General features: G+C 63.8%; 20 protein-coding genes. 10 read left to right on the forward strand and 10 right to left on the reverse strand.

Features of this window, described 5'->3' with window-relative positions; genetic code table 11:
* Nucleotides 1-44: 44 nt before the first annotated feature.
* Entirely contained in the window at nt 45-1,193 is a 1,149-nt protein-coding gene (locus tag Q0071_RS02275) for an L-dopachrome tautomerase-related protein (protein ID WP_298164858.1), read from the reverse strand.
* 52 nt (nt 1,194-1,245) lie between these two features.
* Between Q0071_RS02275 and Q0071_RS02280 the strand changes: the two genes are divergently transcribed.
* On the forward strand, nt 1,246-1,836 hold the full coding sequence (locus Q0071_RS02280; RefSeq protein ID WP_298164860.1) for a TetR/AcrR family transcriptional regulator: 591 nt from the start codon (nt 1,246-1,248) through the stop codon (nt 1,834-1,836).
* Between the two features lie 50 nt (nt 1,837-1,886).
* Complete coding sequence (miaB, locus tag Q0071_RS02285) at nt 1,887-3,230, forward strand: tRNA (N6-isopentenyl adenosine(37)-C2)-methylthiotransferase MiaB (protein WP_298164862.1); 1,344 nt, start codon at nt 1,887-1,889, stop codon at nt 3,228-3,230.
* Nucleotides 3,231-3,252: 22 nt separating this feature from the next.
* On the opposite strand, the gene Q0071_RS02290 is transcribed toward miaB, so the two are convergent.
* The gene (locus tag Q0071_RS02290; RefSeq protein ID WP_298164864.1) at nt 3,253-3,522 is read right to left on the reverse strand and encodes a hypothetical protein; all 270 of its coding nucleotides are present in this window, start codon (nt 3,520-3,522) and stop codon (nt 3,253-3,255) included.
* A 233-nt stretch (nt 3,523-3,755) separates the two neighbouring features.
* On the opposite strand from Q0071_RS02290, the gene Q0071_RS02295 reads away from it, so the two are divergent.
* From Q0071_RS02295 to Q0071_RS02315, 5 genes are read left to right on the forward strand one after another with little or no spacing between them, the layout of a single operon-like run.
* Complete coding sequence (locus Q0071_RS02295) at nt 3,756-4,826, forward strand: PhoH family protein (RefSeq protein ID WP_298164866.1); 1,071 nt, start codon at nt 3,756-3,758, stop codon at nt 4,824-4,826.
* Nucleotides 4,768-5,385, forward strand: coding sequence for a hypothetical protein (locus Q0071_RS02300; RefSeq protein WP_298164868.1), 618 nt, complete (start codon nt 4,768-4,770; stop codon nt 5,383-5,385). The genes Q0071_RS02295 and Q0071_RS02300 overlap by 59 nt, the downstream gene beginning before the upstream one ends.
* 22 nt (nt 5,386-5,407) lie before the next feature.
* Nucleotides 5,408-5,908, forward strand: a complete 501-nt coding sequence (ybeY, locus tag Q0071_RS02305; RefSeq protein ID WP_298164870.1) for an rRNA maturation RNase YbeY — start codon at nt 5,408-5,410, stop codon at nt 5,906-5,908.
* 20 nt (nt 5,909-5,928) lie between these two features.
* Nucleotides 5,929-6,867, forward strand: coding sequence for a hemolysin family protein (locus Q0071_RS02310; protein WP_298164872.1), 939 nt, complete (start codon nt 5,929-5,931; stop codon nt 6,865-6,867).
* Nucleotides 6,868-6,875: 8 nt separating this feature from the next.
* Nucleotides 6,876-7,757 carry a LysR substrate-binding domain-containing protein gene (locus Q0071_RS02315; protein WP_298164874.1) on the forward strand — a complete coding sequence of 294 codons (882 nt, stop codon included), beginning with the start codon at nt 6,876-6,878 and terminating at the stop codon, nt 7,755-7,757.
* On the opposite strand, the gene arsH is transcribed toward Q0071_RS02315, so the two are convergent.
* The 3 genes from arsH to Q0071_RS02330 are packed head-to-tail and all read right to left on the reverse strand — an operon-like array spanning nt 7,741 to nt 9,393.
* Nucleotides 7,741-8,463, reverse strand: a complete 723-nt coding sequence (gene arsH / locus Q0071_RS02320; protein ID WP_298164876.1) for an arsenical resistance protein ArsH — start codon at nt 8,461-8,463, stop codon at nt 7,741-7,743. The genes Q0071_RS02315 and arsH overlap by 17 nt on opposite strands.
* A 21-nt stretch (nt 8,464-8,484) precedes the next feature.
* Entirely contained in the window at nt 8,485-8,928 is a 444-nt protein-coding gene (locus tag Q0071_RS02325; RefSeq protein ID WP_298164877.1) for a GNAT family N-acetyltransferase, read from the reverse strand.
* A gap of 9 nt (nt 8,929-8,937) precedes the next feature.
* Nucleotides 8,938-9,393 (reverse strand): peptidylprolyl isomerase, encoded by a 456-nt coding sequence (locus tag Q0071_RS02330; RefSeq protein WP_298164879.1) that lies wholly within the window; start codon nt 9,391-9,393, stop codon nt 8,938-8,940.
* Nucleotides 9,394-9,550: 157 nt separating this feature from the next.
* On the opposite strand from Q0071_RS02330, the gene mgtE reads away from it, so the two are divergent.
* The 3 genes from mgtE (at nt 9,551) to Q0071_RS02345 (ending at nt 13,603) form a co-directional block, all read left to right on the forward strand.
* Entirely contained in the window at nt 9,551-10,957 is a 1,407-nt protein-coding gene (gene mgtE, locus Q0071_RS02335) for a magnesium transporter (protein ID WP_298164973.1), read from the forward strand.
* Between the two features lie 5 nt (nt 10,958-10,962).
* Nucleotides 10,963-11,355: a DUF1489 domain-containing protein gene (locus Q0071_RS02340; protein ID WP_298164881.1), complete on the forward strand. Its 393-nt coding sequence runs from the start codon at nt 10,963-10,965 to the stop codon at nt 11,353-11,355.
* Nucleotides 11,356-11,752: 397 nt separating this feature from the next.
* Nucleotides 11,753-13,603, forward strand: coding sequence for a beta-galactosidase family protein (locus tag Q0071_RS02345; protein WP_298164883.1), 1,851 nt, complete (start codon nt 11,753-11,755; stop codon nt 13,601-13,603).
* Between the two features lie 197 nt (nt 13,604-13,800).
* Here Q0071_RS02345 and Q0071_RS02350 read toward each other — a convergent pair whose 3' ends face one another.
* The 5 genes from Q0071_RS02350 to Q0071_RS02370 form a co-directional block, all read right to left on the reverse strand.
* Nucleotides 13,801-15,306, reverse strand: a complete 1,506-nt coding sequence (locus Q0071_RS02350; protein WP_298164885.1) for an ATP-binding protein — start codon at nt 15,304-15,306, stop codon at nt 13,801-13,803.
* A gap of 228 nt (nt 15,307-15,534) precedes the next feature.
* Nucleotides 15,535-16,233, reverse strand: coding sequence for a DsbA family oxidoreductase (locus tag Q0071_RS02355; protein ID WP_298164887.1), 699 nt, complete (start codon nt 16,231-16,233; stop codon nt 15,535-15,537).
* On the reverse strand, nt 16,230-17,135 hold the full coding sequence (gene nudC / locus Q0071_RS02360; protein ID WP_298164889.1) for an NAD(+) diphosphatase: 906 nt from the start codon (nt 17,133-17,135) through the stop codon (nt 16,230-16,232). Before nudC ends, Q0071_RS02355 begins: the two co-directional genes overlap by 4 nt.
* Before the next feature lie 5 nt (nt 17,136-17,140).
* Nucleotides 17,141-18,451 (reverse strand): serine hydrolase domain-containing protein, encoded by a 1,311-nt coding sequence (locus Q0071_RS02365; RefSeq protein WP_298164890.1) that lies wholly within the window; start codon nt 18,449-18,451, stop codon nt 17,141-17,143.
* Nucleotides 18,452-18,454: 3 nt separating this feature from the next.
* Nucleotides 18,455-19,516: an A/G-specific adenine glycosylase gene (locus Q0071_RS02370; protein WP_298164892.1), complete on the reverse strand. Its 1,062-nt coding sequence runs from the start codon at nt 19,514-19,516 to the stop codon at nt 18,455-18,457.
* Nucleotides 19,517-19,535 lie beyond the last annotated feature (19 nt).

Raw genomic sequence — 19,535 nt, forward strand, 5'->3', positions numbered from 1 at the left:
GCACAACATGATAAAAGTGCTTTTGTCTTGGTATCTTGCACTGCTTATTGCCCGGCAAGTGCTGTACCGTCCGCCGGGAAGCGGAAGAGGTAGTAGGGTGCCTTTTCGCGCATATGGGCCTTCGATTGCATCATCACATCGGGGATGTCGCTGTCTGCCACGTAGATCATGTTGTTCGGCCCGAAGCTGAGGCCATCGGGCCAGCGCATCTTGGGATGGCCAGCCAGCGCGGTCAGCTTGCGGTCGGGACCCAGTTTCCACACGATCCCGTCCTCGATACCTGTCAGGTAGATGTTCCCCTCGTTGTCGATCGTCAGGCCATCGGCCTGCGGACGCTCGGCATATGGCTCGACACGGGCGGCCAGTTCGGCCGGCGACAGGCTTGCGTTGTTGAGGTCCGCCACCCGCACGCGCGAGAGCATCTTGCCCGCCATCGGTCCGATATAGAGCCAGGTCCCCTGCCGATCGAGCGCGATGGGATCGAACGCCGGGTGGAACCAGAACAGGCTGTTGCCCAGCGGCTGCATCAGCCGCCCCTGCGCACGCACCGCATAAGGCCCGGGCATGATCGCCGGATGGTTGTCGAGCAGGCGCCGTGCCTTGCCCGTCTCGCTATCGACCACGATCAGCCCCGGATGGCCGCTGAACACGCCGATATCGGCGAGGTAGATCATCCGGCCCGCGGCATCGATCTGCATGTCCTGCACATAAGACCCGATACCCGCCACCGAACGCGGCAACCAGATCTGCTTGATCGGCGTGTTGGTTTTGAGATCAACTGCGACCAGCCGCGCGCCGAACACGCCATGCTCGCCGTGGTCGATGCTCCACAGCCGGTCACGATTGTCGATGCGGATATTGAACACCGCGCCGTAGGACGGTCGGTCCCGGTCGCCGCGCTGCATTTCAAGGTTTGGATAGGGAACAGGCTTGCCGTTCACCAGTTCAAGCACCTTGATCGCGGGGTGCCCCTCGGCGTGATAAGTGAAGAACACGCGGCCGCTAGCGGAGACGGCAAGGTTGCCCGGCGGTTCGGGCAGAGTGGCGATCAGTTCGGCCTGAAGGCGCGGTTTGGGATCGCCGATGCGCGGGAATGGCTGCCCGGTGCCGCCGTAGGTCGCATAGAACCACAGCACGAAGACCGCGAGGACCAGGCCGATCACGGCAGCGACGCGCAGGAGTATCCGGACCATCGGGCAACAATCCTGTTTGCAGGAGTACGAATCTTACGATATGAACGCTTTTATGTATTATCGTTCAGATATACAAGCCGAGCTCAGCCCCATTCGCGCCGCGCGTCGCGAGCGTCTGCTTGATGCAGCGGAAACGCTGTTCGTGGCCCAGGGTTTTCGCGCCACGTCGATCGAAGCAATCGCTGAAGCGGCCGGCATGTCGAAAGTTACGCTTTACGGCTATTTCCGTGACAAGGAGGCGGTCTTCGCGGCTGTGGCCGAGCGGATCGCAGACACGATGGAAAGCGCGGTCGAAGCTGCGCTGGCCGCAGATACGCCCTTCCCCTCCCCGCTCGCCACCGCCCTCGTCGCAAAGCATGCCATCGTGCAGGCACGTGTGCAGCGCTCGACCTTTGCCGGCGAGCTGTTTCAGGCCAAGGCGGCCCATGTCGCGCAGCGCTTTGCTGCGCTCGACACGGCGATCCTGACCGGGCTGACCGAAGCGCTCGTGCGCGCCGGGCATGGACGCGAATGGGCGGCCGAGACTGCGCAGCTGCTGTTTTCTGCCGCGAACGGCATTGCGAACCGTGCGAGCGATCCCAAAGTCATGGTCAGAAGGATCGAGCGGCTAGTGCGCGCGGTGCTCGTCGATCCGGGCGCCTGACCCTGCGCGCCCCCTTCTACCAAGCGGCAGAATCGCGTAAGCGCCGCCAGATGTCTGCCAATCAGCCCCCCCGCACCTTCCATGTGAAAAGCTTCGGCTGCCAGATGAACGTCTACGACGGCGAGCGCATGGCTGAGTTGCTCACCGCCGAAGGCATGACGGCGGCAGACGAGCGCGAGGCTGCGGATCTCGTCGTGCTCAACACCTGCCACATCCGCGAGAAGGCGACCGAGAAGGTCTATTCCGATATCGGCCGGATCGTGAAGGATGGCCGCGAGGCTGGCGCGGTGCCGCTGATCGCGGTCGCGGGCTGCGTCGCGCAGGCGGAGGGCGAGGAAATCATGACGCGCGCGCCGTCGGTGCGTGTCGTCGTCGGCCCGCAGGCCTATCACCGCCTGCCCGCAATGGTCGCCGAAGCTGCCGCCGGTGGCCGCGCGACCGAGACCGACATGCCCGCCGAGGCCAAGTTCGCCGCACTGCCCAAGCGCCGCAAGGTCGGCGCCAGCGCCTTCCTCACCGTGCAGGAAGGCTGCGACAAGTTCTGCACATACTGCGTGGTGCCCTATACGCGCGGTGCGGAGCTCTCGCGCCCCTATGCCGATCTCGTCAGCGAGGCCCGCGCACTGGTTGAAGGCGGCGCACGTGAGATCACGCTGCTGGGACAGAACGTGAATGCCTGGACGGGCGAGGACGACAGGGGCCGCCGTGTCGGTCTTGCGGGGCTTGCCGAGGAACTGGGGCGGATCGAGGACCTTGGCCGCATCCGCTACACCACCAGCCACCCGGCGGACATGGACGATGCGCTGATCGAGGCGCATGGCAGCAATCCAAAGCTGATGCCGTTCCTCCACCTGCCCGTGCAATCAGGCAGCGACCGCGTGCTGAAGGCGATGAACCGCAGCCACACTGCGGAGAGCTATTTGCGCATTCTGGAGCGCGTGCGTGCCGCGCGGCCGGACATCGCGCTTTCGGGCGATTTCATCGTCGGCTTCCCGGGCGAGACCGAAGCGGAATTTGCCGAAACGCTGCAGATCATCGCCGACGCCCGCTATGCGCAGGCGTTCAGTTTCAAGTTCTCCGCCCGCCCCGGCACCCCCGCCGCCACGATGGACGGCCAGATCGCGCCCGAAGTGATGGACGAGCGCCTTCAGCGCCTGCAAGCCGCGCTCCAGCGTGACAGCCTTGCGTTCAACACGGCGAGCGTCGGCAAGCGCTGCTCGGTGCTGGTCGAACGCAAGGGCCGCCACACCGGGCAGTGGCTGGGCAAATCGCCCTGGCTGCAATCGGTGCACTTCACCGGGGATGCAGCGCTGGGCGATCTCGTGGACGTCGATCTCGTCGAGGCCGGGCCCAATTCGCTGGCCGGCCAGCTGGTGGAGCGCGCCGCCGCGTAAACGGCAGCGCACGCGTCACCGCTTAGCCGTGGTAGTGGTGGTGGCGATGCCAGGCCCGGGCGCGGGCGACACGCGCGCGGTGGAGCTGGCGCTGATCGCGGCGCAGTTCATGGCGGTCGTGGCGCAGCTCGCGGCGTTCTTCACGCACTTCATGGCGATCGCGAACGACTTCGCGGTGGATGGCGTGGGCGCGGGCATCAGCAGCCACGGGACCGGCATGGGCCTGGGCCATGGCAGGAGCCACAGCGGGGGTCAGCGCGAGGAACGCGGCTGCCAGCAGAAACTTGCGCATCGGATTCTCCTTCAGACGGGATCGCTTGTCTGCGACCACAGCTGAAGAATGCCTTTCTCGGGCTGAACCAGCCGGGAACAGCGGCTTAAGGGGAGCGACATTTTGGTCGCAGTTTGTCGCAAGAAGGGACCCGCCCGCCACAAGGCGGTGCAAATGATGCGATTTCGGCCCGGCGTGTCTTGCGCCTGTCGCATCGGTGCCTAATCTCGCATCAGCAAACCTGAAAGGAGCGCATGGCCCGCAAGTTCTCCCGTTCGCATGAAGAGGCTGCCCGCAGCGACTGGCAGGGTGCCTTACGCAATGATCCACAGCGCGGTGAAGCCGCACGAAGCGAAAGCCAGCGACGCGCCAGGATCGAGATCGCGTTCGAGGAGCAGACAGTGCTCGGTGCGCTGTTCGGCCAGTTCGACCAGAATCTCGTGCAGATCGAGAACCGCATGGGGGTCTATATCTCCGCACGGGGCAACAAGGCAGTGATCGAGGGGCCAGACGATGCGGTCGCGCGCGCCCGCGATGTCCTCAAAGGCATGCATCAGCGCCTGCTTTCGGGGCATGAGGTGGATGCGGGCGCGGTCGATTCGCTGATCATGATGTCGAACGAACCGACGCTCGAAGGGATCATCTCCGGCGCCCCCGATGGCGCGCCGCCGATCATGATCCGCACGCGCAAGAAGACCATCGTTCCGCGCTCGGCCACCCAGATCGAATACATGCGCGCGCTGGTGCGCGATGACGTGATCTTCGCGCTCGGGCCGGCGGGCACCGGCAAGACCTACCTCGCCGTGGCACAAGCGGTCGCGCAGCTCATCAGCGGCAGCGTGCAGCGCCTGATCCTCTCGCGCCCAGCGGTAGAGGCAGGCGAGCGGCTCGGCTTCCTGCCCGGCGACACGACGGAGAAGGCCGATCCCTATCTCCGCCCGCTTTACGATGCGCTCTACGATTGCATGCCGCCCGAACAGGTCGAGCGGCGCCTCGCTTCGGGCGAGATCGAGATCGCGCCGATCGCCTTCATGCGCGGGCGCACGCTGGCCGACGCCTTCGTCATTCTCGACGAAGCGCAGAACACCACGCCCATGCAGATGAAGATGTTCCTCACCCGCTTCGGCCAGAACAGCCGCATGGTGATCTGCGGCGATCCCAAGCAGACCGACCTGCCCGGCGGCTCGGCGGCGAGCGGGCTGAACGATGCGGTGGGCCGGCTCGACGGCGTAGACGGCATCGGCATGGTGCGCTTCAATATTGCCGATGTGGTCCGCCATCCCATTGTCGGCCGGATCGTCGAGGCTTACGAAGGCCGCGATTGAGCGCTGCCTGGCGAGGGGGAAAACCGGCATGATGAAGAAGCTTGCAGCAACCTTGGCCTTGGCGGCCATGACAATCCAGCCCGTGCTCGCGGCGCCGGTGAAATGCATCACCGGTGCGGAAATGCGCGTCGCGGCGCGGTTCGCCATGCCAATCCTGATCAACGGCGTCTCGACCAAGTGCGTGCCCGTTCTTGGCAACAGTTCCTACCTTGCCACCAAGGGTCCCGACCTCCTGAAGCGCTATGAGGCCTTGCCGGGGGACGAAAGCGCAGTGCCCGCGATCGTGGAAAGGTTCGATACCAAGGGGGAGCTCTCCGGCATGTCGGCCGCAGAGCTTCGCGTGTTCCTCAAGGTCGGCCTGTTCAAGGCGATGGGCAAGGATCTGACCCCTGAAGTTTGCGGCAAGGTGGACAGGGTCCTCACGATCCTCGACCCGCTCCCGGCCGAAAACACGGTTGCGTTGTTCGAGTTCGTGTTCCGCGAGGTCGAGGCGTCCGACGCGAAGAAGGCCCAGCGCGCGGGACGTCCCTTCGAGAGCAAGATCTGTCCGGCCTCGTGATGACCCTCATCCCTTGACTGCGATGGCTGCCCCCACCCTCGAACTCGATATCGACCCCGTCTGGCCAAGTTCCACCGACTGGGAAGACCTTGCCGCGCGCGCGGCGGAAGCCGCCGGTGCTGTTGCTCCGGAACTCGCGCACGAGCATCTTCTCGTCAGCCTCGTCATGGCCGATGACGAGGAAGTCCACGCGCTCAACAAGCAGTGGCGGGCCAAGGACAAGCCGACCAACGTGCTGTCGTTCCCCATGCTGTCGCGCGAGGAGGTGCTGGCGGCAGCCGCGGCGCCGGGTGCGCCAGGGATGCTGGGCGATCTGATCCTGGCGCACGGGGTCTGCATGCGTGAGGCGGCGGACAAGGGCGTCACGGTGGAGGCCCATGCAGCCCACCTCATTGTCCACGGCCTGCTCCATCTGGCGGGCTACGATCATGAGACCGGCGAGGATGACGCTGCGGAAATGGAGGCTCTGGAGACAAAGGCGCTTGCGCTGATGGGCCTCGCCGACCCATATGCGGCGCATTAGCGACAAAGGAGTGATGGGCCGTGCCTGAGGGCAATGGGTCCGGCGGCGAAAGCCGATCGGGCGAAGGAGACAGTAGCGGCGCGTTGTGGCGCGCGCTCAAGGCATTCTTCCGGGGACCGGATCACGACCAATCGCTGCGTGCGCAGATCGAGGAAGCGATCGAGGAGCACGAAGGCGATTCCGGTGGCAGCAACGGTGCAGACGGCGATCTCCTGCCGCTCGAGCGCCAGATGCTCAAGAACCTGCTCCATTTCAGTGAGAACGACGCCGACGATGTTGCCATCCCGCGCGGCGAGATCGTGGCGATCCCCGCCGCCGCGACCTTCGAGGAGGTCGTGAGCGCCTTTGCCGAGCACGGCCACAGCCGCCTGCCGGTCTATGGCACATCGCTCGATGAAGTGGTCGGCATGCTTCACGTGAAGGACCTGTTTCCGATCGTGGCGGGCATGGCGCTCTCGGGCAAGGCCGCGCCCAAGGACTGGACCGGGCTCATGCGCCAGCCGCTGTTCGTGCCCCAGGCACGCGGCGCGCTCGACGTGCTGGCCGACATGCGCTCCAGCCGCACCCACCTTGCCATCGTGATCGACGAATATTCGGGCACCGACGGGATCATCACCATCGAGGACCTTGTCGAGGAGATCGTCGGCGAGATCGAGGACGAGCACGACGATGCGCCGAAGGAACTGCTCTGCCAGATCGACGAACTGACCTGGGACGCGGACGCGCGTGCCGAGCTTGACGATGTGGGCGAGCGGATCGATCCCCGGCTTGCGCTGGTGGACGAGGACGTGGATACTCTGGGCGGGCTCGCGGTCGTGCTGGCGGGGGAAGTCCCCCCGGTCGGCCGTGTGCTGGAACATGACAGCGGGTGGCGGATCGAGGTGACGGCAGGGGACGAGCGCAGGCTCACCCGGCTGCGGCTCCATGCGCCCCTGCCGGTAACACCTGAGGACGACTGAGCTTTTCGATGATCCGCCGCCTGCCTCCGTTGCGCTCACTCGAAGCGTTCATCCGCGTCGTGCGTGCGGGCTCGGCCAAGACGGCTGCGGCGGAGCTCGCGCTCAGCCCCTCCGCGCTCTCGCGCCGGCTCGGCGCGCTTGAGGAGTTCATCGGCAAGCCGGTGTTCGAACGCAAGCACCAGCTTCTGAAGCTGACCGAGGAAGGCCAGCAGCTCTATGATGCGGTCGCGCCGCTGATCGACGAAATGGCGGACCGGATCGATCGTCTGATCGATACTGGGCAGGTGCTGCGCCTCCGCCTCGGCGTATTGCCGCTGTTCGGCAGCCAGCGCCTGTTTCCGCGACTGGGCGAACTGCGCAAGCTCCACCCGCAGCTCCACATCGATATCGACAGTTCGGCGGCTGCCGAAACCAAGCTGGGCGACACCATCGACGCTGCGATCATCCTGTCCGAAGGGCCGGACGGCTCGCTCCATTCGGTGCGGCTCGATCACAACCGCGTCTATGCCATTGCCACGCCCGAGATCGTGGCTGAACTGGGCACGCGGCCCGATCTTGCAAAGCTGGGCAAGCAGACCTTCCTCGTCCACAACGACCTGCCGATGAGCTTTGAGGCATGGAAGCGCACGCTTCATCTGGAAGCGCTGCAACCTGCCGCGATCGATCATTTCGATTCCGGCCAGCTGATCCTCGAAGCTGCCGCGCAGGGCCTTGGCATCGCGATCATGCACGATGACCACTACAAGCGCAGCCATGATCCGCGCGTGGCCCGGCTCTATGACATCGAGGTCGACAGCCCCTATTCCTACTGGTTCGTCTGCCGCCCTCGCGCGTTGCAATCACGCCCCGTGCGGCTGTTCCACGACTGGATGATCAAGGCAGGGTTGTAGGCCGCCCCGCTTCGACACGCTCCGAATAGCGGTCCACCAGCCGCTCGGCATGCGGGCGCAGCAGCACGGTGAAGCGGACAAGCTCCTCCATCACATCGACGATGCGCTCGTAGTAAGCGGAAGGCTTCATCCGCCCCTCCGCGTCGAATTCCATATAGGCCTTCGCCACGCTCGACTGGTTGGGGATGACGAACATCCGCATCCACCGGCCAAGAATGCGCAAGCTGTTGACGCTGTTGAACGATTGCGATCCGGCGCTGACCTGCATGACGGCAAGCGTGCGCCCCTGCGTCGGCCTGAGGCCCTGATAGGCGAGCGGCAGGTGATCGATCTGCGTCTTCATGATCCCGGTGATCTGGCCGTGCCGCTCCGGGCTGCACCAGACCTGCCCTTCGGACCACAGCGCATGCTCGCGCAGTTCATGCACCGCCGGATGATCATCGCCCGGCACCTGATCGGGCAGCGGCAGGTCGGACGGGTCGAAGATCCGCGTCTCGCAACCAAAGAACCGCAGCAGGCGCGCGGCTTCCTCCACCGCGTGGCGCGAGAACGAGCGTTCGCGCAGGCTGCCATAGAGCAGCAGGATGCGCGGCGGGTGGGTCAGATCGCCAAGCCCCAGCGCCGGCCGTTCATGGACATAGTCCCGGTTCAGCGCTGGAAGATGGTCTGGATCGGCAAGTGCGCGCAGGCGGGTGTATTCGGTCATGCTGATCCCTGTCGCCTCTGCCTACAGCACCACCCGGTACTGCACGAAACCCGAACGTTCGGCGACCTTGTCGTAGAGCACCATCGCGTCTGTATTGGTCTCGTGCGTCAGCCAGTAGAGCCTCGAAGCACCTGCCGCTTCCGCCTCGCTACGGACATGGGCGATCAGCAGGCGGCCCACTCCGCCGCCGCGCACGTCGGGCTCGACATAGAGGTCCTGCAGGTAGCAATAGGGCCCTGCAGTCCACGTCGAGCGGTGGAATATCCAGTGGACCAAGCCGATGGCACGCGCGCCTTGCCAGGCAATCCCTGCGTGCATCGGCTCGGCCGGATCGTGCAGGCGCGCCCAGGTGAGGTCGCTGACTGCGTTGGCGATCTCCACCTTGTAGAAGCGCTGGTAGCCCTGCCACAGGCGGTCCCACGCGGCGCGGTCGGCCGGCGCGGGATGCCTGAGCTCCAGGTTCATCGCGAGCCCTCAGGCCGTGACGATGGCCGCCTTCTGGATCGCGCCGGGCTTTGCCGGCGGCTCGCCCTTGGGCAGCGCATCGACATGCTCCATGCCGCTCTCGACTTCGCCCCAAACGGTGTACTGCTTGTCGAGGAAGCGGGCATCGTCGAAGCAGATGAAGAACTGGCTGTTGGCCGAGTGCGGATAGCTGGTGCGGGCCATCGAGCAGACGCCCCGCACGTGTGGTGCATCGCTGAATTCAGCCTTGAGATCGGGCTTGCTCGATCCGCCCATGCCGGTGCCCTGCGGGCAGCCGCCCTGCGCCATGAAACCCGGAATCACGCGGTGGAACTTCACGCCGTCGTAGAAGCCTTCGCCCACCAGTTCCTTGATACGTTCGACGTGGCCGGGCGCCAGATCCGGGCGCAAATTGATCACAACATCGCCGCCATCGAGCGTAAGAACCAGTTTTTCGTCTGCCATGGTCACCAAATCCCTTCTGTCTGGTCCCGGCATATAATCCCTTGTTCGCCAAAGTATACCATCGAGGTTGCTTTTGCCTCCCCCTTGCGTATCGCCTGCCAGCATGGCGCGCGACGAAGACCTGCACGACTCCGCTCTCGCGGATGGCGGCTCCGTGATGACGGAGACGGCGGCGGTCACTGAGCCTGCGCGCAATTCGGAAAGCCTCGACGACGAGGACAACACCCTCCGCCCCTCGTTCATCCGCCGCGTGACCGAAGCGCTCGATGCGGACGATCAGGAGACCGTCTACAACCTCGTCGAGCCGCTCCACCCAGCCGACGTGGCCGACCTGTTCGAGCTGATCGGGCCGGACTACCGCGTCGATCTCGCCCGCGCGATCAACGATCTGCTCGGCAGCGAGGTGATTTCCGAGCTCAACGACTATGTCCGCGACGATCTCGTCGAAGAGCTCGATCCCGATGAAGTCGCCGAACTCGCCGGCGACATGGAGACCGACGACGCGGTCGCGCTGATCCAGGATCTCGACGAGGAAGACCAGCAGGCCGTCCTCGCCGAGATGGAGCCGGAAGACCGCGCCGCGATCGAGACGGCGCTATCCTACCCCGAAGACTCCGCCGGCCGCATGATGAGCCGCGACGTGATCGCGGTGCCCGAACACATGACGGTCGGCGATCTCATCGACTACATGCGCGAAGATCAGGACCTCGCGACCGAGTTCTGGGAAGTGTTCATCGTCGATCACAAGCATCATCCGATCGGCACCTGCGCGCTTTCCTGGATCCTGCGCACCCCGCGCTCGATCGCGCTGACCGACGTGATGAAACGCGACCAGACGCTGATCCCGGTGACGATGGATCAGGAAGAGGTCGCGCTGCGCTTCCAGAAATATGCGCTGATTTCCGCCGCTGTGGTCGATGAAAGCGGGCGGCTCGTCGGCCAGATCACCGTCGACGACGTGGTCCACATCATCCAGGAAGAGGCGAGCGAGGATATCCTGCGCCTCTCCGGTGCGGGCGACGGCGACATCAACGAGCCGATCCACCTCACCGTGCGCACGCGGCTTTCGTGGCTGGTGGTCAACCTCGGCACGGCAATCATCGCCTCTTCGGTGGTCGGCATGTTCCAGGGCGCGATTGCCAAGCTGGCGCTGCTCGCGGTGCTGATGCCGATCGTCTCGGGCATGGGCGGCAATGCGGGAACGCAGACGCTGGCGGTGGTGGTGCGCGCGATTGCCACCAACCAGCTCACCAGTTCCAACACAGTGCGCATGATCCTGCGCGAATTGCGCATCGCGCTCGCCAACGGGCTCTCGCTGGGTGCGCTGATCGGCGTCGGCACCGCGCTGTTGTTCCAGAACCCATTGCTCGGCAGCGTGATCGGCGCGGCCATGGTGATCAACAATCTTGTCGCGGGCCTTGCCGGGATCATGGTCCCCGTCACGCTGGACCGGCTCAAGGTCGATCCCGCCGTATCCTCCGCCGTGTTCGTGACGATGGCGACCGATGTGATGGGCTTCTTCTCGTTCCTCGGCCTTGCCGTCCTCAGCGGGCTGGCGAGCTGACCCCCATGCCGCTCAGCATGACCAAAGTCGCCTTCGGGGCCTCCTCGTTCGAGGACCTGCATGGCTGGTTCAAGACCCGCCGCGATCAGGCACGCCTCACCACGCGCTATCTGCCCAAACGCCATGAGGAAATGATCGGTGGTTCGGTCTACTGGATCCTCAAGCACCAGCTTGTCGCGCGCAGCGAAATCCTTGGCTTCGAGGAATCGGCTGATGGCCGCACCGAAATCGTGATCTCGACCAAGCTGATAGACGTGCACCCCAAGCCAAAGCGCGCGCATCAGGGCTGGCGCTATCTGGAAGAGGCAGAAGCACCCGCCGATCTTGCGGACGGCGAAAGCGCCGAGATTCTGCCGCCGAGCCTTGCGGGCGAACTGGCGAAGCTGGGGTTGGCCTGACGTCTGCGTGCCGCCGAGTCGGGTTCGGCGATTTCGGGACAAGTTGACACGGTTGACACAGTCCAGAGCGAAAACCGTCAGCCCCTTCAGCGCAGCCGACAGCAGGATCAAAAACGGCAGATTTGCGCGGAGTGGATGGAACATTTAAAGAACATACTACAGGGCAGTCGCTGTAGGACAGTGGCTAATAAATAACAGATGCGTCTGTTATTTATTATGGGCGGGATCGGGCTGGCGGGTAATGATAGCGAGCGGAGCGCTGTGGGCGCTCTGGCTCCCCACCTGCGCGGTGATGACGAGGGTAACCGGGCTTCGCGGTTTGATGACCGGCAATAAGTCTGATAAATCAGGTTTTAGCCTCAATGCCCCCGCGCATCATCCACAAAGGACCAGCCTGATGACCGTCGATCGCCGTACTGCCATGAGCATCAGTGCTGCGGGCCTTGCCTCGCTGGCGGTGCCCGGTCTTGCCGCGCCCGCCGGTTCGCGATTCGTGGTGAAGGGCAACGCCTTCCTGCTCGACGGCAAGCCGCTGCAGATCCTTGCGGGCGAAATGCACTATCCGCGCATCCCTCGCGCGCTGTGGCGGGACCGGCTGCGCAAGATGCGCGCGCTGGGGCTCAATACGCTGAGCGCCTATATGTTCTGGAACATCCACGAACAGACGCCGGGCGTGTTCGATTTCTCGGACAATCTAGATGTCGCGGCGTGGGTGCGCATGGCGCAGGAGGAAGGGCTCCATGTGCTGCTGCGGCCCGGCCCCTATGTCTGCGCGGAGTGGGATGGCGGCGGGCTGCCGGCCTGGCTGTTTCCCGATGGCAGCACCCCTGCGCGCGCGTTCGATCCGCGCTTCATGAAGCCCACCGCGCGCTGGCTGAAGCGGCTGGGCGAGGAGCTGGCGCCGCTGCAAATCGACCGGGGCGGGCCGATCATCATGACGCAGATCGAGAACGAATACGGCGCGTTTGGCAGCGACCAGCGCTATCTGCGGGCGCTGGTGGACGCGACGCGCGCCGCCGGGTTTGGCGGCCAGCTCTATACCGTCGACGGCGCGTCGGTGATGGAGAAGGGATCGATTCCGGGCATTCCTTCAGGGATCAATTTCGGCACGTTTACGCCAGGTGAGGCCGAGAAGGCGTTCAAGGAGCGGGCAGACAAGGGCTTTACCGGCCCGGCGTTCTGCTCCGAATTCTGGGCTGGCTGGTTCGATCACTGGCATGAGACGCATGCCACGACGAGCACCGAAAACGTGGTCGCCAACCTCAAGTGGATGCTCGACCGCAAGATGTCGGTGAGCTTCTACATGTTCCACGGCGGCACCTCGTTCGGGACCTGGGCGGGCGCCAATCTCGATGTGGAGAAGAACTTTTTCGAGCCCGATATCTCGAGCTACGACTACGACGCGCTGCTCGACGAGGCGGGGCGGCCGACGGCGAAATACGCGGCGGTGCGCAAGTTGCTGGCGGACTACCTGCCCGCAGACAGCTTCCGCGAACTACCTGCGCCCGAAAAGGCGCTGACAGTCGCGCCTTTTGCGCTGGGCGAAGTGGCGCCGCTGGGCCAATTGCTGGGCGCGGCGCAAGTGGCCGATGATCCGCAGACGCTGGAAGGCTGCGGGCGGGCGGCGGGGATGCTGCTCTATCGGCACCGGCTGGCGCAGGCCGCGAAAGGCCAGCTGAGCCTGACCGAAGTGCGCGATCTGGCGCTGGTGACGGTGGACGGCAAACCCGCCGCGACGCTCGACCGCCGCCGGGGGGACAAGAGTTTCATGATCGACGCACCGGCGGGGGCGATGATCGAAGTGCTAGTGGAGGCGATGGGCCATGCCAACTACGGCATGGGGCTCGGCAAGGACCAGAAGGGGCTGATCGGCCCGATCACCGTGGACGGCGCACCGCTGAAGGGCTGGGAACATCGCCCGGTGCTGCTGGAGGATGTGAGCAAGCTGCAGTTTGCGGCCCAGCGCGGCGGGGAGACGGGGCCTGCGTTCTATCGCGGATCGTTCACCGTGACCGAGGCGGGCTTCACCTTCCTCGACCTGCGGGGGTGGGGCAAAGGCTATGTCTGGGTGAACGGGCGCAATCTGGGCCGGTATTGGAGCGCCGGGCCGCAGCGGGGGGTGTTTGTCCCGGCGCCGTGGCTGAAGGTGGGTGCGAACGAGGTGGTGGTGCTGGACTTGTTCGGGCCGACCGAGACTGTGCTTTCGGGGCGAGGAGAGATGATTTGGGATAGGGCGGCGACCGCGTAGTCGGGATGCTTTGCTGGCACGCTCGCACCTGAACCACCCTCTCCGTCGCCCCGTGCTTGACACGGGGCTGGGCTTTTGCCGCCAAGAAAAGCCAAGGCCCGTGTCAAGCACGGGCCGACGAGAGCTCTAAGGATTTGGGAATTTAGTGAAGTGTCACCGTAATCTCCGTAATCCCACCTGCCACCGTAACCCTAATATTACTGCAAACCTGAGCTATTAGGTCGCCGCAAAGTGTAAAAAGCGTTTGGATCGCGCTGCTTTGTGCTATGAAAATCGAGTATATTTCTATCAACCAACCTTGACAACTTAGCTTTCGCTGTATGCCAATATGTAGTTGATAAGATTCTGAGCGCATCACTGACATTCATGCGCTGATGCTCAATGACATAATTGACAATCTTTTTCTCATCGTCATCTAGAGAAAAGGAAAGAGCCTCACCAAGAACTTTATAAGCTTCCGAATCTAGGCTATTTGTACGATTAGCAATTTCATTTTTAAAGGTCACTGTCACAGAGTTTTCGCTCCCCAGAAACTCTGGCCTAGGCAGCTTGGCGTCCTGCATCTCACGAAATATTCGTGCAGTACCTTCACTTATGCAGCGAACTTCTCCGTACTCGCGAAGAACAAACATAAGGAATGGGTTTCGAGGTTTATGGAATAAGTTTTCGGGACTAACCGACGGCATAAAGGAACCCGGGTTTTCAATCACCAGTCTATCATCAAACATTCGTACGAACACCGGGCTTGTACGCGCATGGTAGGACCTATGACAAACTGCATTTACGATGGCCTCGTACCAAGCGTCTCGGGGATACTCTGGTACCGCGTAGAATTTTCCGTCCCGAAACGTTGTGAATTCTCGAAGATTGGCATCGAGAACGGAGGCAGTTTCTCGAATGACCTCAAGAACCGTTCCCTCAACTATCCTATCCTTGATAACGTTATACTCAGAACCTGATTTCGCAACCGTACCGTTGTATCGTAAAAAGTGGACATAAGCGCCTGGAAATACCTGCTGCGCATCATTTGCAAACATAAGATCGCAAACATGATTGGGAACAAACTCCCGGTTAACTATCTTTCCGAGACGAAGTGATTGAAGTATCCTTTCTGCAGGAATGTCATCCGACCCCTCTCGTGCCTTCCTGATACGGCTTACAAAGTTGGCGATATCTTGGCTTCGAAAATCATCGGGGTACTGTAGCGTTGAGGTTTCAAGCTCGAAAGAGCGCTCACCTTTAGAAATGCGAATTTCCTGTTTTTCGGAATCTATTAGACGTCGAGAACGATCACCTTGTCGACAATAAGCCTCATCATTAGTGAGAGACACTAGCCGACCTTCAACATAATAAATCCGGATCAAGATCAGGAAGTCATCCTCGTCATTGAGGTTTTTCACATCGATTCGACGCGTAGTAAACCTTCCGTCAGGACACCTGTCGCGCCCGGCGGTTTCAATTTCTTGGATCTTGCTCTCACTTAAGTGCTTGCAACCGGTTACCCGACCATCTTTCTCAATACCTACTGCAATTACACCGCCTTCAACTGCCGGGCCATTTCCAAACGCCGAGAGGCAAATCGCAAGACCACTGCCATCCACCCGGCCCGATTTTCGGTCAAATCGGGTATCCTCGGTCAGCCTCGCGATGAACTCTCCGTCATCACTCTCATAGATTTGGTCCGGCTTGAACAGTGCGTCCAACCGAGGTTTTTCCATTAGCTCCAAGAGTGATAATTGCGTCAACTTGAAACTTTCATAAATCTCGAGCCGCCTCGAGTTTTCGGAAAATTACCGCTAGAGCGACTTTGGGTTCTAAGTGAATTTCGGTAACAGTGCACTTAATCATCCCTCCGTGTCGATTGCCGCAACGGAGAAAGCACCGGGATGCAAGGGCTGCGGCCCTTGCCCGCCGGGGGCCCTTCTTCCCCCCTACTCCGCCGCCGCCAGCGCCGCTTCCTTCGCCACCACGCGCCGCAACATATTGGCGTAAGTCGCCGGGTCTTGCGCTCCCGGCACCATGTATTTGCCGTTGATGATCATCGCGGGGACGCCGCTGATGTTCCAGTCCCAGGCTTGCTGTTCGCCTGCTTCGACGATGGCGTCGATTTCGGGGTCGGTGAGGGCGGCGGCGGCTTTGGTGCGGCTGAGGCCCACGGAGGCGGCAATGTCTGTCAGCACGGCGGGGTCGTTCATGCGGCGGCGCTGCTGGAAGTGGGCGTCGAAGAGCGCGCGCTTGAGCTTTACCTGCATTTCGGCGCCGTGTTCGCGCAGCACATAGACAAGCAGGCGGTGCGCAAGGCGGGTGTTCCACATCATCGCGGGGGGCGGATCGCCTTCTCCGGTGTAGGTGAAGGAATAGCCGGCGGCTTCGGCGGCTTGTGACATGCGGCCGCGTGCTTCGGCGGCCTGATCGGGGGTGCGGCCGTATTTGCGCTGTATGTGGGCGGCGCTTTCCTCGCCCTGTTCGGGCATGTCAGGATTGAGCTCGAAGGGGTGGAAGCGGATGGTGGCCTCCACTTCGCCTTCCATGCCCTTCAGCGCGGTTTCGAGCTGGTTGTGGCCGATCACGCACCACGGGCACATGACATCGGACCAGATATCGACGGTGACGCTTGCCGGTTTGCTCATTGCTCGATCCACCATTTGAGGAGGTGATGGGCCACCGCGAAAGGCGGCGGGGCGATGAAGGCGCCGTCTTCGGCGCCGGTCTTGAGAGCTTCCATCGCATAGACCACCTCGTCGCGCGTGAACCAGCGCGCGTCGTCGAGTTCGGTCTTGTCGATGGTGATGGCGGGATCATCGGCATGGGCATGGCAGCCGATCATCAGCGAGGACGGGAACGGCCAAGGCTGGCACGCCACATACTGCACATCGCGCACGCGCACGCCCGCTTCCTCGAAAACTTCGCGGGCGACGGCTTCCTCGATCGATTCGCCGGGCTCGACAAAGCCCGCCAGCGCGGAATAGCGCCGGGGCGGGAAGCGGGGCTGGCGGCCGAGGAGGAGCTGGCCTTCCCATTCGACCGACATGATCGTGACGGGATCGACGCGGGGGAAATGTTCGGCCTTGCACTCCATGTTGACGCACTTGCGCTGCCAGCCGCCCTTGCCGAGCTTGGTCGCATAGCCGCAGCGCGCGCAGAAGCGGTGGCGGGCGTGCCAATCGACCAGCGCGCGGGCGCCGCCATAGGTCGCGAGATCGCCTGCGGGGAGCGAGGCCATGGCGCCCCAGAGGCGCGGGTTGGCCGGGCCGGGATTGCCCTTGTTGGCGGGCGCAACCGGCGCGAAGCAGGCGCGGCCGCTCTCGTCGAGGCCGAGGAAGACGAGTTCGTCCTGCTCGCCCGCGTCGGCCAGCGTGCCCCAGACCAGCGTGCCATCATCGCCGATCACCGGATCGAGCCCATCGAGCCGCAGCAGGCGCGCGCGCCAGTTCATCAGTTCGGCGAGCTTGTCGGCATCGGCCCGGATATGGTCGGCGCGGTCGAGCACCGCACCGGTGAAGGAAATCGGGGGATTGGGACGATAGAGCATGCCTGTCACGCTGCCTTCTTCATGGCCGAAATATCGGTGAGCACCGACTTGGGGAATTCCTCAGGAATCGGCAGCGCCGAGGAGGGCATGAACTGCACGAACAGGCCCGCGCGCAGGCCGACGCGGGTGTTGACGAAGCCCACCGTGCCCGCCGCGCCCGACCAGCCGTAGGTTCCCGCGTCCGCGCCGAGGCCGACCCGGCCACCTGCGCCAAAGCCAGCGCCTGCAACCCACGTCCCCGAAAGATCGACGCTTGCGGGCAGCAGATTGCTGGTGCCGAGGCGCACTGCCGCCTCGCTCATGACCCGCGCGCTGCCGATCTGGCCGCCACCCGCCAGCATCATCAGGAAGCGGTCATAATCGCGCGGGCTGCTGACAAGGCCTGCGCCGCCGAACGGAAAGGCGGGCGGATCGAGATAGACCGAAGTCGCGCCCGGATCGATCGGATCGGCCTTGCCGTCGTGGACGAAGTAGTTGCTGGTGAGGCGCGGGGCCATGGCGGCGCTGACCCGGAAGCCGGTGCTCGCCATGCCGCAGGGGCCGAAGATGCGCTCGGCAAGGAATGCGTCGAAATCCTGCCCCGAAACCACCTCGATGATCCGCCCGACCAGATCGAGCCCGACCGAATAGCTCCACCGCGTCCCCGGTTCGTAAACCAGCGGCATATCGGCCAGCTTGTCGGCGAACTGGGCCAGACTGGGCACCGTCTTCACCCCGCTGAAGGGCGGAATGGCGAGCCGCGAGGCTTGTCCCGGCACCAGCCCGGCGGCTTCATAGGCTTCCTTGAGCGGCCCCTTCTGGATGATCGAGTAGCCAAGGCCGGCGGTGTGCGTCAGCAAGTGGCGCAGCGTGATCGCCGTCTGCGCCGGCTTCAGATCGGTGATCGAGCCGTCCGGCGTCACCTGCACCTGCATCTTGGCGAACTTCGGGAGGAAATCGCTGATCGGTTGGTCGAGATCGATCTTGCCTTCGTCCACCAGGATCATCGCCGCCATGCCGGTGACCGGCTTGGTCATCGAATAGATGCGGTAAAGGCTATCGAGATCGACCGGCACAGCCGAATCGAAGGCCAGCGTGCCGCGTGCGATCTGCATCGGCGCGCCGTTGCCCCAGCCCAGTGCCGCGACCGCGCCGGGCAGGCGGCCCGAAGCCACGTAATCGTACACGAGGTTGGTGACCGCCGGATACATCTCTTCCGGCGAAGGCTGGGCGAGGAGCCGTGACGGCACGAGCGCCGATCCGGCGAGACCCGCACCGAGCCAGCCCGCAGACCGCAGCAGGGAGCGGCGGGAAAGCAGAAGCGTCTGATCTTGCATGAACTACCTGTTTGCGAGCGCCAGGCGGGCGGCCTTGGCAAAAACCGTGGGCAGCCCTGCGGCTTCGACAGCGTCGACCGGCCAGAACTCTCCCGGCGGCAGACTAGCGCAATCGGCGCTGCCGCAAAGCATCAATTGCAATTCGAGATCGAAATGCGTGAAACCATGGCGGATCATGCCCGCAGTGCGCCAGTCCCCGGCGATCGGCGGCGTGCCATGGCCGTCGGTGCGGGCCGACCAGCCGTCGTCCGGCAAGGCCCGCATTCCCCCCAACATGCCCTTTCCCTCGCGCTGCACCAGCAGCACCGCGCCATCCCGCTCGATCCAGAAGGCGGTGCCCGTCCGCGTCGGCTTGGCTTTCTTCGCCGCCTTGACCGGATAGGCCTCCGCCGTGCCAGCCGCGCGCGCGGCGCAAGGCCCGGAAACCGGACAGAGCAGGCAGCGGGGCGCGCGCACCGTGCAGATCGAGGAGCCGAGGTCCATCATCGCCTGCGCAAAATCGCCCGCGCGCATGTCCGGCGTGATCGTATCAGTCGCGGCGCGGATCGCGGTGCGCCCGCCGGGCAGCGGCTCGGCAATCGCGAAGAGGCGTGAAACCACCCGCTCGACGTTGGCATCGACCACCACGGCGCGCTCCCCAAAGGCAATCGCGGCTACGGCGGCGGCGGTATAGGCACCGAGCCCGGGAAGTGCCCTCAGCCCCGCCTCCGTGCGGGGAAAACCGCCCCGCTGCGCCACTTCGCGCGCGCAGGCCAGCAGATTGCGCGCGCGGGCATAGTAGCCCAGCCCTGCCCACGCAGCCATGACATCGGCATCTTCGGCCGCCGCCAGCGCCTCGACCGTGGGCCAGAGTTCAAGAAACTTCGCGTAGTAGGCCCGCACCGCCGCGACGGTCGTCTGCTGCAGCATGACTTCCGAAAGCCACACCCGGTAGGGATCCGGTGCAGGCTCGTTCGGCAGCACCCGCCACGGTAGGCGCCGCGCATTCACATCGTACCATGCGAGCAGGGACGCCGCGACAGCGTCCCCATCACCGTTCCCGACGCTCTCGCCACTGGTCTGCATGGCGCGGCTATGGCATGGC

This window comes from Novosphingobium sp. (genome assembly GCF_027486195.1).
Classification (GTDB): Bacteria; Pseudomonadota; Alphaproteobacteria; order Sphingomonadales; family Sphingomonadaceae; genus Novosphingobium.